This is a genomic window from Sphingomonas sp. BL-S-05 (genome assembly GCF_055521695.1).
On sequence record NZ_CM145499.1, the window covers coordinates 2,581,994 to 2,597,976 of the forward strand.

General features: G+C 67.5%; 20 protein-coding genes and 1 tRNA gene. 10 read left to right on the forward strand and 11 right to left on the reverse strand.

Features of this window, described 5'->3' with window-relative positions; genetic code table 11:
- Positions 1–27 precede the first annotated feature (27 nt).
- The 4 genes from ACZ1JS_RS12085 to ACZ1JS_RS12100 form a co-directional block, all read right to left on the reverse strand.
- A tRNA-Arg gene (locus ACZ1JS_RS12085) sits at positions 28–104 on the reverse strand.
- A 53-nt stretch (positions 105–157) separates the two neighbouring features.
- Complete coding sequence (gene nth / locus ACZ1JS_RS12090; protein ID WP_465166273.1) at positions 158–817, reverse strand: endonuclease III; 660 nt, start codon at positions 815–817, stop codon at positions 158–160.
- On the reverse strand, positions 814–1,542 hold the full coding sequence (gene dapB, locus ACZ1JS_RS12095; protein ID WP_465166274.1) for a 4-hydroxy-tetrahydrodipicolinate reductase: 729 nt from the start codon (positions 1,540–1,542) through the stop codon (positions 814–816). Before dapB ends, nth begins: the two co-directional genes overlap by 4 nt.
- Before the next feature lie 111 nt (positions 1,543–1,653).
- The gene (locus tag ACZ1JS_RS12100; protein ID WP_465166275.1) at positions 1,654–2,025 is read right to left on the reverse strand and encodes a hypothetical protein; all 372 of its coding nucleotides are present in this window, start codon (positions 2,023–2,025) and stop codon (positions 1,654–1,656) included.
- 249 nt (positions 2,026–2,274) lie between these two features.
- Here ACZ1JS_RS12100 and crcB point away from each other — a divergent pair, with 249 nt between their 5' ends.
- The 6 genes from crcB to ACZ1JS_RS12130 are packed head-to-tail and all read left to right on the forward strand — an operon-like array spanning position 2,275 to position 5,860.
- Positions 2,275–2,655, forward strand: coding sequence for a fluoride efflux transporter CrcB (crcB, locus tag ACZ1JS_RS12105; RefSeq protein WP_465166276.1), 381 nt, complete (start codon positions 2,275–2,277; stop codon positions 2,653–2,655).
- Positions 2,652–3,746: an RluA family pseudouridine synthase gene (locus tag ACZ1JS_RS12110; RefSeq protein WP_465166277.1), complete on the forward strand. Its 1,095-nt coding sequence runs from the start codon at positions 2,652–2,654 to the stop codon at positions 3,744–3,746. The genes crcB and ACZ1JS_RS12110 overlap by 4 nt, the downstream gene beginning before the upstream one ends.
- 23 nt (positions 3,747–3,769) lie before the next feature.
- On the forward strand, positions 3,770–4,321 hold the full coding sequence (locus ACZ1JS_RS12115; protein ID WP_465166278.1) for an FMN-binding negative transcriptional regulator: 552 nt from the start codon (positions 3,770–3,772) through the stop codon (positions 4,319–4,321).
- Entirely contained in the window at positions 4,318–4,977 is a 660-nt protein-coding gene (locus ACZ1JS_RS12120; RefSeq protein WP_465166279.1) for an HAD-IA family hydrolase, read from the forward strand. The genes ACZ1JS_RS12115 and ACZ1JS_RS12120 overlap by 4 nt, the downstream gene beginning before the upstream one ends.
- The gene (locus ACZ1JS_RS12125; protein ID WP_465166280.1) at positions 4,974–5,183 is read left to right on the forward strand and encodes a hypothetical protein; all 210 of its coding nucleotides are present in this window, start codon (positions 4,974–4,976) and stop codon (positions 5,181–5,183) included. Before ACZ1JS_RS12120 ends, ACZ1JS_RS12125 begins: the two co-directional genes overlap by 4 nt.
- The gene (locus ACZ1JS_RS12130; protein WP_465166281.1) at positions 5,180–5,860 is read left to right on the forward strand and encodes an ATP12 family chaperone protein; all 681 of its coding nucleotides are present in this window, start codon (positions 5,180–5,182) and stop codon (positions 5,858–5,860) included. Before ACZ1JS_RS12125 ends, ACZ1JS_RS12130 begins: the two co-directional genes overlap by 4 nt.
- On the opposite strand, the gene ACZ1JS_RS12135 is transcribed toward ACZ1JS_RS12130, so the two are convergent.
- From ACZ1JS_RS12135 to ACZ1JS_RS12150, 4 genes are all read right to left on the reverse strand, one after another.
- A complete protein-coding gene (locus tag ACZ1JS_RS12135) occupies positions 5,850–6,860 on the reverse strand; it encodes a LacI family DNA-binding transcriptional regulator (RefSeq protein WP_465166282.1) in 1,011 nt (336 codons plus the stop codon). The two genes, ACZ1JS_RS12130 and ACZ1JS_RS12135, sit on opposite strands and share 11 nt — an antisense overlap.
- A gap of 5 nt (positions 6,861–6,865) precedes the next feature.
- Positions 6,866–7,618 (reverse strand): FadR/GntR family transcriptional regulator, encoded by a 753-nt coding sequence (locus ACZ1JS_RS12140; RefSeq protein ID WP_465166283.1) that lies wholly within the window; start codon positions 7,616–7,618, stop codon positions 6,866–6,868.
- Positions 7,619–7,666: 48 nt separating this feature from the next.
- Positions 7,667–8,833, reverse strand: a complete 1,167-nt coding sequence (uxuA, locus tag ACZ1JS_RS12145) for a mannonate dehydratase (protein ID WP_465166284.1) — start codon at positions 8,831–8,833, stop codon at positions 7,667–7,669.
- Positions 8,834–8,948: 115 nt separating this feature from the next.
- Positions 8,949–9,374, reverse strand: coding sequence for an organic hydroperoxide resistance protein (locus ACZ1JS_RS12150; RefSeq protein ID WP_465166285.1), 426 nt, complete (start codon positions 9,372–9,374; stop codon positions 8,949–8,951).
- 100 nt (positions 9,375–9,474) lie between these two features.
- Between ACZ1JS_RS12150 and ACZ1JS_RS12155 the strand changes: the two genes are divergently transcribed.
- The 4 genes from ACZ1JS_RS12155 to ACZ1JS_RS12170 all read left to right on the forward strand — a co-directional run bounded on the left by ACZ1JS_RS12155 (position 9,475) and on the right by ACZ1JS_RS12170 (position 13,137).
- Positions 9,475–9,915 carry a MarR family winged helix-turn-helix transcriptional regulator gene (locus ACZ1JS_RS12155; RefSeq protein WP_465166286.1) on the forward strand — a complete coding sequence of 147 codons (441 nt, stop codon included), beginning with the start codon at positions 9,475–9,477 and terminating at the stop codon, positions 9,913–9,915.
- Positions 9,916–9,957: 42 nt separating this feature from the next.
- Positions 9,958–11,205: a putative DNA modification/repair radical SAM protein gene (locus ACZ1JS_RS12160; RefSeq protein WP_465166287.1), complete on the forward strand. Its 1,248-nt coding sequence runs from the start codon at positions 9,958–9,960 to the stop codon at positions 11,203–11,205.
- Between the two features lie 76 nt (positions 11,206–11,281).
- Complete coding sequence (locus ACZ1JS_RS12165; protein ID WP_465166288.1) at positions 11,282–11,758, forward strand: hemerythrin domain-containing protein; 477 nt, start codon at positions 11,282–11,284, stop codon at positions 11,756–11,758.
- On the forward strand, positions 11,758–13,137 hold the full coding sequence (locus ACZ1JS_RS12170) for a UdgX family uracil-DNA binding protein (protein ID WP_465166289.1): 1,380 nt from the start codon (positions 11,758–11,760) through the stop codon (positions 13,135–13,137). The genes ACZ1JS_RS12165 and ACZ1JS_RS12170 overlap by 1 nt, the downstream gene beginning before the upstream one ends.
- Positions 13,138–13,618: 481 nt before the next feature.
- On the opposite strand, the gene ACZ1JS_RS12175 is transcribed toward ACZ1JS_RS12170, so the two are convergent.
- From ACZ1JS_RS12175 to ACZ1JS_RS12185, 3 genes are all read right to left on the reverse strand, one after another.
- Entirely contained in the window at positions 13,619–14,263 is a 645-nt protein-coding gene (locus ACZ1JS_RS12175; RefSeq protein WP_465166290.1) for a nucleotidyltransferase family protein, read from the reverse strand.
- Positions 14,253–15,161 carry an XdhC family protein gene (locus ACZ1JS_RS12180; protein ID WP_465166291.1) on the reverse strand — a complete coding sequence of 303 codons (909 nt, stop codon included), beginning with the start codon at positions 15,159–15,161 and terminating at the stop codon, positions 14,253–14,255. Before ACZ1JS_RS12180 ends, ACZ1JS_RS12175 begins: the two co-directional genes overlap by 11 nt.
- A 172-nt stretch (positions 15,162–15,333) precedes the next feature.
- Entirely contained in the window at positions 15,334–15,903 is a 570-nt protein-coding gene (locus ACZ1JS_RS12185; protein ID WP_242120588.1) for an ATP-dependent Clp protease proteolytic subunit, read from the reverse strand.
- Between the last annotated feature and the right edge of the window lie 80 nt (positions 15,904–15,983).

Genomic DNA, 15,983 nt, shown 5'->3' on the forward strand with positions numbered 1-15,983 from the left:
CGCGATCGTCACCATTTATCTGAAGAATGGCGCACCCGAAGGGATTCGAACCCCTGGCCTCTGCCTTCGGAGGGCAGCGCTCTATCCAGCTGAGCTACGGGTGCTTGGCCGTGGAGGCACGCGACTAGCAAAGCTTTCGCGGCATGACCAGCCGTTTTCAGGCGCTCGCCGTCTTTTGCACGGGCGGCGGAGTCTTGGGGCGGAAGGCGCACAGGTCGGCGACCGGACAGCGCCAGCATTCGGGGCGGCGCGCCTTGCAGATATAGCGGCCGTGCAGGATCAGCCAGTGATGCGCGTGCAGCCGGAACGGCTGCGGGACGACCCGTTCCAGCACCGATTCGACCGCGTTCGGGGTCTTGCCACGCGCGAGGCCGGTGCGGTTGCCGACGCGGAAGATATGGGTGTCGACCGCGAAGGTCTCGTGCCCGAAGGCGGTGTTCATGACGACGTTGGCGGTCTTGCGCCCGACACCGGGAAGCTTTTCCAACGCGTCGCGGTCCTCGGGGACCTGCCCGCCATGGTCGGCGATCAGCGCTTCGCTGAGCGCGATCACGTTCTTGGCCTTGGTATTGAACAGGCCGATGGTGCGGATATGCTGTTTCAGGCCGTCCAGCCCCAGCGCGACCATCTTTTCGGGGGTATCGACCGTGGCGAACAGGGCGCGGGTCGCCTTGTTCACGCCGACGTCGGTCGCCTGTGCGGACAGCGCCACTGCCACCAGCAGCGTATAGTCGTTGACCGATTCGAGTTCGGTTTCGGGATGCGGGTTGGTTTCCGCCAGCCGGCGGAAGAATTCGAAGATGTCGGCCCGCTTCAAACGCCGAGCACCGCATCCATCGTGTAGCGGCCGGCCGATGCGCCCGCCAGCCACAACGCGGCACGGACCGCCCCACGGGCGAACAGGGCGCGGTCGTCGGCGCGGTGGCCGAGTTCGATCCGCTCACCCTCGCCCGCGAATACCACCTGATGATCGCCGACGATGGTACCGCCGCGCAGCGCGGCAAAGCCGATCGTGCCCGCCGCGCGCGCACCGACCAGCCCGGCACGCCCGATCACGCCGCTATCGGCGAGCGTCGTCCCCAGACCTTCCGCCGCGGCGTCACCCAGCATCAGCGCGGTGCCCGAGGGCGCATCGACCTTCAGCCGGTGATGGCTCTCGACAATCTCGATATCCCAGTCGGGGCCGAGGCGGCTGGCCGCGTCGCGCACCAGTCGCGAAAGAAGCGCGATGCCGAGCGAGGTATTGCCGGTCTGAAGCACCGCGATCTCGCGCGCGGCATCGTCGATCATCGCATGATGCCGGTCGGACAGGCCGGTGGTGCCGATCACGATCGGCGTCCCGGCCGCACGCGCGGCGGCGAGATTGCCCTCCAGCGCGACCGGCGCAGAGAAATCGACCAGCACATCGGCGCGCGCCGCCAGCCCGGCCGGATCGCCACCCTGATCGATGCCGCCGGCCAGCGTTTCGCCCAACCGTTCGATCTCCAAGGTGATCGCCCGCCCCATCCGGCCCTGCCAACCGAAGATACCGATGCTGGTCACTGATCCTCGCCCGCTATCGTCCGCGGGCGCCCGATCGCGGCCCGGTTCCCGCGGTCCATGGCCCGGCGGCAGGGGATGCGCAAGCGATTGCGTGCGCGCGAACGTCCCGGTTCAGCGCTGGACCGACGCGACCGGAGCCTCGGCATATTTGGGATCGGCGGCGTCGAAATCGGGCTGCGGCACGAAGGTGCGCGAGGTGAGCGCGACATTGCCGAGGCCCGCCAGCTTGAACGTGCCAATCTTGAACATTTTCGGCGCGCTGCCCGCACGTTCGACGGTCACCGCGTCGACATGGAGGTCGCCATGCTTTGTCCACAGCATGTGCGGCGCAAGCAGCATGTCCATATTATTGTAGCGCACCGACAGGCAGATACGCTGCATCAGGGCGAAGCGGATGATATCACTCAGCGTCGCGCGCTGTTCCTCGCTTGCGCGGTCGGCTGCGGTAGCGGCCGGAGACTCGGATACGGCTTCGTTGTGCATCGCAGCATATTGTAACGATCGTGACCGTCGCCAGCAAGGGGCAAGGCTTCATCCGAACGACGGCATGCCATTCAGCCCTGGAGTCGGCCCGGCCGGTACGGAACCGGCTCAAGCGGTCGGCGCGCATGCGACGCGTTAACTATTGGGCAATTCAGCGAAAATTAATGCATTTTGGGGACCCGACCGATACCTTAGTATCATTGCGACCGGTTTTATTGCGCGCCGCGATCGGCTAGGCGCAAAGCAATAATGGGAAACATATTGATCGTGATGGCCGGCGGAGCGCTCGGGTCAGCCCTGCGCTATCTGTTCGGCCGCATCGCCGCGGCTGCGTTCGGCGCCGACTATCCGTGGGGGACGCTGGGGGTCAATCTGCTCGGCGGACTCGCGATGGGGCTGTTGATGGGCGCGCTGTCGCGTAGCGGCGGCGGAAGCGAGGCGGTGCGACTCGCGATCGGTGTCGGGCTGCTCGGCGGGTTCACCACCTTTTCGGCCTTTTCACTCGACATGGTGACGATGCTGGAGCGCGGAGCGATGGTGAGTGCGCTCGGCTATGCATTGCTGTCGGTCATCGGTGCGGGCGCGGCGCTGTTTGTCGGACTCCAACTGACGCGGGGGGCAGCGGCATGAGCGACAATGACGTCCGGCAGTTCACGGTCGGTGCCGATGACGACGGCATCCGGCTGGACCGCTGGTTCAAGCGGCACCTTCCCGATACCAGCTTCAATACCGTGTCGCGCTGGGCGCGGACCGGGCAGTTGCGCATCGATGGCGGTCGAGCACAGCCCGGCGCGCGCCTCGCGGCTGGACAGGTGCTGCGCGTGCCGCCGCCCGAATCGGCGATCGTCGCACAGCCCAAGGCGAAGGCCCCCCGCCCGCCGCTGTCGGACGAACAGACCGAATTCGCCCGCTCGCTGGTGATCCATCAGGACCGCCAGGCGATCGTGCTGAACAAGCCGCCGGGCCTCGCGACGCAGGGCGGGACCAAGACCCACGACCATGTCGACGGGCTGCTCGACGCGTTGCAGTTCGACGGCGAGAGCCGGCCGAAACTGGTCCACCGGCTCGACAAGGATACGTCGGGCGCGCTGCTGATCGCGCGGACGGCGCGGGCGGCGGCGTTCTTCGCCAAATCCTTTTCGGGACGGACCGCCAAGAAGGTCTATTGGGCGCTGGTCGTCGGCGTGCCGGAGATCGCCGACGGCATCGTCGATCTGCCCCTGGCCAAGCAGCCGGGCACCGGCGGCGAGAAGATGCATGTCGACGAAGCGGAAGGCCAGCCGGCCCGTTCGCGCTACCGCGTGATCGAACGCGTCGGCAACCGCGCGGCATGGGTCGAACTGCAACCCTTTACCGGGCGCACGCACCAGTTGCGCGTCCATATGTCGGCGATCGGCCATCCGATCGTCGGCGACGGCAAATATGGCGGGCAGGCCGCGTTCCTGACCGGCGGGGTCAGCCGCAAGATGCACCTGCACGCACGGCGCATCCGCATCGATCATCCCGATGGCGGAAAGGTGGACGTCACGGCCGAACTGCCCAATCATTTCGCCGAGAGCATCGACCTGCTGGGCTTCGACCTAAGCCTCGGCAATGCGATGATCGACGACACGCCGCCGCCGGTGACCAAGGCCGACCTGAAGGCCAAGGCGAAGGCGCATGCCAAGACCTATCGCAAGGAACGGCGTGGCGAGCGGCGCTCCCGAGGGTCCCGCGACTGATGCATCCCAATCGTGCCTTTCGAATGGATGACGATGCCGCGCGCGCGTTCGTGCGCGGTGAAGGGTTCGGGGTGTTGTTCGTGTCGACGCCCGACGGACCGCGTGCGGCGCAGGTGCCGGTGGTGACGACCGACGACGGCACGCTGCGATTCCATGTCGCGCGCGCCAACATGGTGACGCCGCATCTGGACGGCGCGACCGCGCTGTTCGTCGCGCAGGGGCCCCATGCCTATATCTCGCCACGCTGGTACCGCGCCGGCCCGGACGAGGTACCGACATGGAACTATCTGTCGGTCGAGGTCGAGGGCGTGGTGCGCGCGATCGATCGGGCGGCCCTGCGCGACCAGATCGACGCGCTCGCCGCGACCTATGAAGCCGAGCCGCGATGGGCGGTCGACCAGATCGATCCGCGCAAGGCCGAGGCGATGCTCGATGCGATCGCCGGGTTCGAACTGGTGCCGACCGCGTGGCGCGGCACGGCCAAGCTGAACCAGAACAAACCCGTCGAGGTGCGTGCGCGCGTCGCGGCGGCGTTGGGCGGGCATACGCTGGCACCATGGATGCGGGCGGCATGACCCGGCTGGCCGTATTCGATTGCGACGGGACGCTGGCCGATGGGCAGGCGAATATCTGTACCGCAATGGCGCTGGCCTTTGCCGATGCCGGCCTGCCTGCGCCCGATGCGCGTCAGGTGCGCCGGATCGTCGGGCTGAGCCTGCCACAGGCGGTGGCGCAACTGGTGCCGTACAGCACCCCCGACCTGCATGAGGCGGTCGCGGAAGGGTATAAGCAGCATTTCCGGGCAATGCGCGTCGATGGCCGGTTGCGCGAGGAGCCGCTGTTTCCCGGTATCGGCGATGCGCTGGTGGCGTTGCTCGACCGGGGATGGCGGCTGGGCGTGGCGACCGGCAAGTCGGATCGCGGATTGCGGCTGCTGCTCGACCATCACCGGATCGCGCATCATTTCGTCACGCTACAGACCGCCGATCGGCACCCGTCCAAACCGCATCCGGCGATGCTGCACGCGGCGATCGCAGAGGTTGGCGGCGCGCCGGACAAGACCGTGATGATCGGCGACACCGGTTTCGACATGGCGATGGCGCGGACGGCGGGGGCGCGGGCGATCGGGGTCGAATGGGGCTATCATCCGCCGCACGAACTGACCGCCGCCGGCGCCGACCGGCTGTGCGCCGATGCCGCGCTGCTTCCCGTCCTGCTGGAGATGCCATGACGCCCGACCATCTGGCGCGCAATCGCTGGCTGATACTGGTCGCGATCCGCATCGTCACCGCGATGGGGGCAGTGTTCGGCGTGATCGTGCTGGCGCGCGCGCCCGGCACGGGCATGCGGGTGCTGGGCGTGGCGATCGTGCTGTCGGCGCTGTACGCGATGGCGGTGGTGCCGCGCGGGCTGACCGCCAGGTGGCGCAGCCGGTGAAGCGGTTCTGGAAAGACGTCACGGTTTCACCCGCGGGCGAGATCGCGCTCGACGCCCGGCCGGTGCGCACGCCCGGGCGGCTGCCGCTGGTCGTGCCCTATCCGGCATTGGCCGAGGCGATCGCGCAGGAATGGCGCGATGTCGGCGAGACGGTCGACCCGCGCTCGATGCCGCTGACCGGTCTTGCCAATGCCGCGATCGAACGGGTGGCGGCCGATCCGGCGGCATTTGCGGGGGGATTGGCGGTCTATGGCGGCAGCGACCTGCTCTGCTATCGCGGTGAAGGTCCGCTGGCGGATCGGCAGGCGGCGGCATGGGATCCGGTGCTCGACTGGGCGCGTACGCGGTTCGACGTGACCTTCACCGTCACCGACGGAGTGATGCCGGTCGAACAGCCACCGCGCACGCTGGCGCGGTTGCGCGAGGCGGTGGTGGCGCTGTCGCCATGGGTGCTGGCGCCGTTGTCGCCGATCGTCGGGCTGACCGGGTCGCTGCTGCTGGGGCTGGCGCTGGTCGAGGGGGCGATCACCGCCGATGCGGCTTGGGCGGCGGCGCATGTCGACGAGGACTGGCAGGCCGAGCAATGGGGCGAGGATGCGCTGGCCGTCGAGACCCGCGCGGCGCGAGCGGCCGAATATCGCGCGGCGGTGCGGTTCTTCGAACTGATCAGCGGCTGACCGGACCGCAGGAACCGCCGATCCTGAGCGACAGGGTGGCGGTGAGCAAGGCGTCGGTGGCGGTGCCCTCGATCCGGTCGATCAGCCGTTCGGTCACCGCCGCCGCCATCTCGGCGATCGGGCGGTGGACGGTGGTCAGCGCGGGGGTTAGCATCTGCGCGAGGATGCTGCCGTCGAAGCCGATAACCGACAGGTCGCCGGGCACCGACAGCGTCATGCCCGCCGCGACCTTCAGCACCGCCGCCGCCATCACGTCGTTGGCGGCGAAGATCGCGGTCGGGCCGGGATTGCGGGTCAGCAGCGTTTGCGCCGCGATCACGCCGGCGTCGAAACCGTAATCGCCCTCGGCCTCCGCCGACAGCGTCAAGCCATGTGCAGCAAGGCCTTCGACAAAGCCTGCCCGACGCTCGCGTGCGGAATGGGCGGCGGCGGGGCCGGACAGCAGCGCGATGCGGCGATGGCCGAGCGCGACCAGATGGTCGGCGACCGCGCGCGCCGCACCGCGTTCGTCCGACACCAGCACCGCGTCATAACCCGACAGCGCGACCGACGACAGCGCCACCGCCGGCACGCCCGCCAGTCCGTCGGCGACACCGGCCAGCCCCGATACCGGCGGCACGACGACCACGCCGTCGACGCGCGAACGCTGCACGAAATCGCGCACGTCCGCCGCCGGATCGCCCACCATCGCGACCGGATGGACGACCAGTTCATAGCCGCGCGCCGCCGCCGCCCCGACCATGCCGCGTTGCAGGGGGTCGAGTACCAGCGCGTTACGATCGTTATGGACCAGCCCGAGCAGATAGGAACGCCCGGTGGCAAGGCCGCGCGCACGGGCGCTGGGGCGGAAGTTCAACCCGGCGATCACCGCCTCGACCGCCTCGCGCGTTGCGGCATTGACCAGCGGCGACCGGTTGAGGACGCGCGACACGGTGCGGATCGACACGCCCGCGCGGGCGGCGACATCGGCGATGGTGGTGCCGGCGAGCGGCCGCGTCACCGGCGTCAGACGCGCAGGCGCCGGGCGACCATGCCCCGCTGCGTCTCGATCTCCGACCGTGCGCGGCGCAGCACCTCGACCTCGGTCGCGGCCAGCAGGTCATCGACCACGCGGCGCAGATGGTCGCGCATCGTCTGCCGCGCCAGGGCCGGGTCCTGCGCCCGCAGCGCGTCGACGATCAGCCGGTGTTCCTCGACGCGGGGATGGACGCCCTCGCGTCGCGCCTCGGCGAACATGTGCGCACTCAGCGGGGCACGGTCGCGCAGGTTCCACAACATCTCCACCACCGCCGCGATCACCGTGTTGCCGGTCGCCTCGGCGATGCGCAGGTGGAAGCGACGATCGGCCTCGATCGCGGCCGGATCGGCCGGGTCGACCGCCGCCATCGCCGCCAGCGACGCGTCGAGATCGGCCAGCGCCTCGGCATCGATCACTGTCGCCGCGACCGCCGCTGCCTCCCCTTCGAACAGGATGCGCGCCTCGATCAGTTCGAATGCACCGACGTCCAGCTCGGCGGGCGACGCCCCATCGGCGGAGGTGGCGATGACATACAGGCCGGAGCCGTGCCGCGCCTCGACCAGACCACGAATTTCGAGCGCGATCATCGCCTCGCGCACCGTGGGGCGGCTGACCGCGAAGGTTTCGGCAAGGTCGCGTTCGCCCGGCAGCCGCGTGCCGACCGGATAGCGGCCCTCGTCGATCGCGGCGGCGATGGCGGTCGAGACCCGCTGGTAGAGTTTTTCGGTGCGCTGCTTCATCGCCCCGACCGATCCCATAGCCGTCCGGCGGTTACAATAGGGCAGCGCTCAACCCGCCGCCGCATGGGCGATGCCCAGTTCCAGCCCGCGCAACTCGGCCAGTCCGCGCATCCGCCCGAGCAACGAATAGCCCGGGTTGGTCCGCCGGCCGAGATCGTCGAGCATCTGGTGCCCGTGATCGGGCCGCATGGGGATGCTGCGCCCTTCCCCCCGCGAGACATCATGAACCGCCGCGACCACCGCCGCCATGTTCGCATCGCCGCGCAGATGCTCCGCCTCGTGGAACGCCGTGTCGCCGCCTTCGCGGTCGACCGAGCGGAGGTGGAGGAAGCCGATGCGGCTGCCCAGCCGGCGGACCATGCCGGGCAGGTCGTTGTCGGCGCGCACCCCGAACGACCCGGTGCAGAAGCACAGCCCGTTCGCGGGGTTGGGGACGGCATTGAACAGCGCGGCGACATCGGCTTCGGTGCTGACGACGCGCGGCAGGCCGAAGATCGGAAAGGGGGGATCGTCGGGATGCACGACCATGCGGATGCCGAGCGCCTCGGCATGCGGGCAGACCGCATCCAGAAATGCGATCAGATTGTCGCGCAACCGATCGGCGTCGATCCCGGCATAGTTGGCGATGGCGTCGCGGAACTGCGCGGAGGTGAAGCTCTCCTCCGCACCGGGCAGGCCAGCGAGGATCGTCGCCTCCAGCGTCGTACGCGCCGCATCGTCCATCGCCGCGAACCGGCGCGCCGCCGCCTCGACCAGCGCCGGGCGATAGTCGCGCTCGGCACCCGGACGCTGCAGGATATGGATGTCGTAGGCGGCGACCGCTTCCCATTCGAAGCGCAGCGCGCGCGCGCCGTCGGGCAGCGACCATGCAAGGTCGGTCCGCGTCCAGTCGAGCAGCGGCATGAAGTTGTAGGTGACGACGGTGATGCCTTCCGCCGCGAGATTGGTCAGGCTTTGGCGATAGGCATCGATATAACGGTCCCAGCCCGGGCCGCGCGTCTTCAGGTCGTCATGGACGGGCAGGCTTTCGACCACCGTCCAGCCAAGCCCCGCCTCGGCGATCATCGCCTTGCGCGTGGCGATCGTCTCGCGCGGCCACACGCTACCGTTGGGAATGTCGTGCAGCGCGGTGACGACCTCGGTCGCTCCCGCCTGCCGGATCGCGCCCAGCGTCACGGGGTCGGACGGGCCGAACCACCGCATCGTCTGTGTCATCAGCAACTGGCCACCCTCCCCGTCCGCACCGACCCGAGATCGGTTTTCGCGGACGGGGATAGGATATTCGAACCCCCCTTGCCAATATCGAATATTGGACAGTCCAATATTGGGATCAGGCGAGGGTCAGTCCGACATCGACATTGCCGCGCGTCGCGTTCGAGTACGGGCAGATGCTGTGCGCCGTATCGACCAGTTTCTGCGCATCGGCGGGGTCGACACCCGGCAGCGCGACTTGCAGGTCGGCGGTGATACCGAACCCGCCCGCCGCACGCGGGCCGATGCCGACCGTGGCAGTCACCGCGACGTCGGCGGGTACCTTGGTCCCCAATTGCTGTCCGGCGACCTTCAGCGCGCCGATGAAGCAGGCGGCATAGCCGGCTGCGAACAACTGCTCCGGATTGCTGCCGTCGCCGCCGGCACCGCCCAGTTCGCGCGGGGTCGACAGCTTGACGTCGAAGCGACCGTCCTCGCTGCGGGCATGGCCTTCGCGACCGCCGGTGGCGGTCGCGGTGGTGCTGTACTTCACGTCGACGGACATTCTGCTCACTCCATTATTTATCGCGATAACTATCTAAGCATGCGCGTGCTTTCTGTCCAGAAATATTTATCGCGACAATGAAACCTGATATGCCGGTGCCATGACCGATCCCCTGCCCCTCGACGACCAGCTCTGCTTCTCGCTCTATGCCGTGACGATCGCGATCAACCGCACATACAAGCCGATGCTCGACCGACTGGGCATCACCTACCCCCAGTTCCTCGTCCTGATGACGCTGAGCGATGCCGAGGAGGGCCGGACGATCGGCGCGATCGCGGATCGGCTGGCGCTGGAGCCGAGCACGATCACGCCGCTCGCCAAGCGGATGGAGGCAGCGGGGTTGGTCACTAGGGTGCGTAATCCGGCCGATGAACGACAGGTGCGGGTATGCCTGACCGAAGCGGGCCGGACGCGCTGGGCCGAAAGTGGCTGCCTCGCGCCGATGATCGTCGCGCGCAGCGGCATGGCGCCCGAACGGCTCGCCGCGTTGAATGCCGAAGTCACCGCGCTACGGTCGGCTTTGGCCAAGGCATTGACCTGATTACCCCTTGGCCGCTCGGGTGCCAGAACATATATTGAACGCATGGCGCAACTCGACACTCGTGAGAAGCTGGCGATCCTGGCCGATGCTGCCAAATATGACGCATCGTGCGCGTCGTCGGGCACTGCCAAGCGCAATTCGCGCGACGGCAAGGGGATCGGGTCGACCGAAGGCATGGGTATCTGCCACGCCTATGCGCCCGATGGCCGCTGTATCTCGCTTCTGAAAATATTGTTGACGAACAGCTGCATCTTCGACTGTCATTATTGCATCAACCGCAAATCGTCGAACGTCCGCCGCGCCCGATTCACTGCACAGGAAGTCGTGGCGCTGACGCTCAGCTTCTATCGCCGCAACTATATCGAGGGATTGTTCCTGTCGTCGGGGATCATTGGATCGTCCAACTACACGATGGAGCAGATTGTCGAGGTCGCACGGTCGCTGCGCGAGGATCATGACTTTCGCGGCTATATTCATCTTAAGACCATTCCCGACGCCGACCCCGAACTGGTCCATCTCGCAGGCGTCTATGCCGACCGGGTGTCGATCAACGTCGAACTGCCGACTGTCGGCGGTCTGAAGCGGTTGGCGCCGGAGAAGTCGGGGACGCAGATCGAAGGAGCGATGAAAGACGTCGCCCATGCGATCGAGGACGGACGCGACGCGCGCAAACGATACAAGTCCGCGCCGAAATTCGCGCCGGCGGGACAGTCGACGCAGATGATCGTCGGCGCCGACGCCGCGACCGACAGCGACATCGTCGGCAAGGCGGCGACGCTGTACGATCGCTTCTCGCTCCGACGCGTCTATTATTCGGCATTCAGCCCGATCCCGGAGGCGTCAGCGGTACTGCCGCTGCAACGCCCGCCGCTGATGCGCGAGCATCGGCTGTACCAGTCGGACTGGCTGATGCGCTTCTATGACTATCGCCCCGACGAAGTGCGCGCGGCGGCGGACGACGCGACCGGGATGCTGCCGCTCGATATCGACCCCAAGCTTGCCTGGGCGCTGAAGTTTCGCGATCGCTTTCCAGTCGATGTGAACCGCGCGCCGCGCGAGATGCTGTTGCGCGTGCCGGGGTTGGGGGTGAAGGCGGTCAACGCGATCTTGACCGCGCGGCGCTGGCGGCGGTTGGCGCTGGCCGATGTCGCGCGACTGACGGTATCGATCGCCAAGCTCCGGCCGTTCATCGTCGCCGATGACTGGCGGCCGGTCGTCCTGTCCGACCGCGCCGAATTACGGCCGGTGGTGGCGCCGAAGAAGGCGGACCAGATGGAGCTGTTCGGCTGACGGTGAAAACCGCTCGCAAGAGAAACCTCCATCCATCGCCGCCGTTGGTCTGGCCGAACCAGCAAAGGAATTTCCAATGGCCGACGCCCGCATCTATGCCGACCTGAAGGCCGATCACGACCGGCACCGCGACCTGTTGAAGCGCATCGACGCGGCGAACGGCAACGAGCGTGCCGAACTGTTCGAGGAATTCCGCGTCGAGGTGTCGGCCCATGCCGCCGCCGAGGAGGAGGCGCTGTACGCGACCATGCTCGCCAATCCCGACCTGCGCGACGACGCACGGCATTCGGTGTCCGAGCATAAGGAAATCGACGATTATCTGGGCGAAATCGCAAAGCTCGATCCGGCGAGCAACGAGTGGAACCAGCGCTTCGCCGAGATGCGGCACCGTTACGAACATCATATCGACGAGGAGGAGGAAGAAATGTTCCCCGCCGCCGCCGAGGAACTGAGCGATGCCGAGGAAGCACGCATCGCCAAGGTGTTCGAGGAGCGCAAGCCGAAGGAACTGGAGATCGCGGAGTCGTCCGAGGCAGGCGACGATCGCGACTGATGCGCGTCGCGGCGCTGGCGGCGGCGGACGATTTCGACGGGTGGCGCGATGCCGCCCGGTCGCTCGCCGCGCAGCGCGTCGCACCGTCGGAGGTGGTGTGGCAGGTCGGCGACCTGCCCACCGACCTGTTCGGCGACGAGGCGATCGTCGATAGCAACGCCCCCGCCCCGCGCGTGCCGCGGGCGTTCATCGATCTGGCGCGGACAGTGGCGATGCATGCCGATCCCGAGCGGTTCGCGCTGCTCTATGCAATGCTCACCCGCCTGATCGCCGAGCCGCGGCTGATCGACGACAAGGCCGATCCGGCGATGCGGCGGCTGGAGGAGATGGCGAAGGCGGTACGGCGCGACATCCACAAGATGCGGGCGTTCCTGCGTTTCCGTGAGGTGGAGGAGGATGGGGCGACCCGCTTCGTCGCGTGGTTCGAACCCGAGCATCACATCGTCCGGCACAACGCCCGCTTCTTCGTCGACCGGTTCGCGGCGATGCGCTGGTCGATCCTGACGCCGGAGGTTTCGCTGCACTGGGATGGCGAGACGCTGAACGAAGGGCCGGGCGGGACCAAGGCCGATGCACCCGATGGCGACCCGGTCGAGGAAGTCTGGAAGACCTATTACGCATCGATCTTCAATCCCGCGCGGTTGAAGAAGGGCGCGATGCTCAAGGAAATGCCGCGCAAATACTGGAAGAACATGCCCGAAACCGCGCTGGTCCCGGCGCTGATCGCGGGGGCACAGGCACGTGAGGCGGCGATGATCGAGACGGCACGAGCTACACCGGGCGGCAACAGCGAAGCGGCATGGACGGCGCTGCGCGACGAAGCGGCGGGGTGCCAGCGCTGCCCGCTATGGCAGCCAGCGACGCAGACGGTGTTCGGCGAGGGGCCGGTCGATGCCGAGATGATGGTCGTCGGCGAGCAGCCGGGCGATCAGGAGGATCTGGCCGGGCGACCGTTCGTGGGGCCGGCCGGACAGGTGTTCGACCGGGCGATGGCGCAGGCCGGCATCGACCGGTCGCGGGTCTATGTCACCAACGCGGTCAAGCATTTCAAATTCGAACCGCGCGGGAAACGGCGCATCCATGCCAAGCCCGGCGTCGGCGAGATCGACGCGTGCCGGTGGTGGATCGAGCAGGAGCGCGGCATATTGCGACCGCGGATGACGGTGGCGCTCGGCGCGACGGCGGCGCGGTCGCTGACCGGCAAGACGGTGACGATATCGCGCGAGCGCGGGCGGGTGCTGACGCTGGCCGATGGCGGGGCGGCGTGGATCACGGTACATCCGAGCTTCCTGCTGCGACTGCCGGATAAACTGCAGGCAGAAGAAGAGTTTGCGCGGTTCGTCGAGGATCTGAAGGGCGCGGCGGCGGCGATGGCGTGAGGCCAAAGTTCACAAAGTTCACACTTGCCGCGTGTTCGTCGCGATGCGCAGCCTCTCTCGAGTTGCACGTCATGCCAGCGGAGGCTGGCATCTCCCCGTTATAGCGCGGGGCAGGAGCCGCTGGAGGCCCCAGCCTTCGCTGGGGCGACGTTTGGAGCGGACAGTAGAAAGATCGTTTTTACGCGAAGGCGCGGAGTTCAAGAAAGGATTTGATCGCGCAAAGGCGCAAAGAGCGCAAAGGGGTCGTGGAGCAGGCGGCCGCGGCTTGTCTGGCGAAGCCCTTCTCCCGTTTTCTGCCTTGTAGGCGGAGAGCCGCTGCGCGGCGAGCACGCCCTCTTTGTGTCCTTTGCGCCTTTGCGCCTTTGCGCCTTTGCACCTTTGCGCGAAAACAATCTTCTTCGTGCCTTCGTGCCTTCGTGCCTCCGCGCCTTCGCGTGAACCCATCTCTACAGAATTACCCAACCGACCCCATGTAGGAAAATCATTCCGCCCTGGGATGCCACCAGGGTTCGGGACGCGGCAAGGTGATCGCGTCATGCTCGTCCGGCGCTTCGGCGATGGCGCGCAGGCGGTCGAGGTCTTCGGGCGTGTCGATGTCGATCAGTTCGGCAGGCGCGGTCACGACATGGCGGCCGGCGCGGACGAGGTCGCGGGCGCCGGCGTCCCCTTCCAGCGATTCGAGGAAGTCGAAGCGGCCCGCACCGAATACGGCCGGGGGACAGGGCTTGGTCCCGTCGCTCGACGCCACCACCGCATCCGCATCGTCGCGGGCGGTGTCGAGCAGGCGATAGACATGGGCGGCGGTGATGCGCGGCATGTCAGCCAAGGCGATCACCACGCCCTTCGCCCCCTTGGCCCGCGCCGCGCGCAAGCCGAGCTGGACCGAACGCGACATGCCGTCCGCCGGGGCTTCGTTGACGATCACATCGAACCCGCGCGAGGCGAAGTCGAGCGTCGTCCCGTCGATCACCGCGACCCGGCCGAGGAACGGGATCGCCTCCAAGGCGGTCGCGACATGATAGGCGACCGGTTTGTGCAGGAACGGTTGCGCCAGCTTGTCGGCATCGCCGAAGCGGCGCGAACGCCCCGCCGCCAGCAGGATCAGGACGGCATCTTCAGCGCGCATGAAAGCTCCTTACCATCGCCGCCGCGATCGACAGCGCGATTTCGGACGGGCCGATCGCCCCGATGTCCAACCCGACCGGGCCGTCGATCCGCTCCAGCCCCTGCGCGCCAACGGCGGACAGGCGTTCGAGCCGCGCGGCATGGCTGCGCCGCGATCCCAGCGCGCCGATATAGGCGGCGGGCGTCTTCAGCGCCTCGATCAGGGCGGGATCGTCGATCTTGATATCGTGGCTGAGCGTCACGACGGCGGTAGCGGCATCGGGCTTCAGCGCCTGCAACGCCTCGTCCGGCCAGCGATCGTCGAGGGTGACGCCGGGGAAACGCTCCTCGGTCAGGAAGCGCGCGCGCGGGTCGATGACGGTCGTGGCGATACCCAGTTCTCGCGCCATGCCGGCCAACCCCTGCGCGATCTGCACCGCACCGACGATCAGCAACCGGCGCGGCGGATCATAGCGGTTGGCGAAGGCACCATCGACCGTACCGACCGTGGTGCGGCCGGTGGTGCGGTCGGTCGACAGGGTGATCGCCCGGCCCTCCGCCCCGGCCGCGTCGATTGCGTCGAACAGTTCGGGATCGAAGCCTTGCCGGTCGACACGCTGGACCATCACCTCGATCTCCCCGCCACAGGGCAGGCCGACTTCCCATGCGGCGGCGTCCGCCACGCCGTAACGCTTGATGACGAAGGGGGCGCCGGCGATCACGTCGGCAGCGGTGGCAAGGATGTCGCTTTCGACGCAGCCGCCCGACACCGATCCTTCGAAGCGGCCGTCCTGATGCACGAGCATATGGCTGCCGCGCGGACGGGGCGCGGAGCCCCAGGTGGAGGTGACAGTCGCCAGCGCGAGCGGGGCGCCGGCCCAGTCGCGGGCAGCGGTCAGGATAGTGTCGTTATCGGCCATGATGTTCCGATGATGGGGGAATTTCGGCGTGGTGACCAGTGGGTGGATGTGCTCCCCCGCCACGGTCGTCATTCCAGCGAAGGCTGGGATCTCCCCGTGGCGTCGCGCAACGCTGGAGCCGAGGAAGACCCCAGCCTGCGCTGGGGTGACGGTTAGTTCAAGGAGCGCAGCATCAGATCACGTCAAGCACCAGTCCGCGTGCCTTGGCTTCCTCCGCGCCGATATACCAGTTGGCCGGAGCCTTCTCGACCAGTTCCTCGAACGGGACCTGCGATCCGGCAACGATTGCGCGGAAGCCCTCTTCCTCGATCTCGACCGAGGTCTCGATCTCGTGCAGCTTGGCCTTCAGCGTCGCGACCAGCATCTTGAGCGGGCCGGACAATTCGATGGTGCTGGTCATCTGCCGCTCGTGCAGCATCAGGCGCGTGCCCTTGGTCAGGAAGCGCTTGTCGACCGGAAAGGCGGACATGAAGGTCGAGCCGGCGGAATAGACCGCGACCTTGCCGAGGAACAGCGCCTCGCGCCCGGTATAGTCGCGCAGCAGGCGGATATCGTCGCCCATCGCGCGGGCGACTTCGGGATCGCCACCAAGTGTCGAGATCGACACGACCAGCGGACCGTCGGTCGGCGCATTCTGCACCTGGTTGCGGAAATTCTCGTACATCGCATGGTCGACCGGTCCGGCGAGATGGACGTGCGGGCGGGCGAGCAACGGGTAATCGTTGACGTTGGTGTCGGGCATGGCGGGAGTCCCCCTGTTGTGGTCGGCGGCGGTAACCGGGGGAGCGGGGGTTGGTTCCGGGTTTTCGGGAATTGATTCAC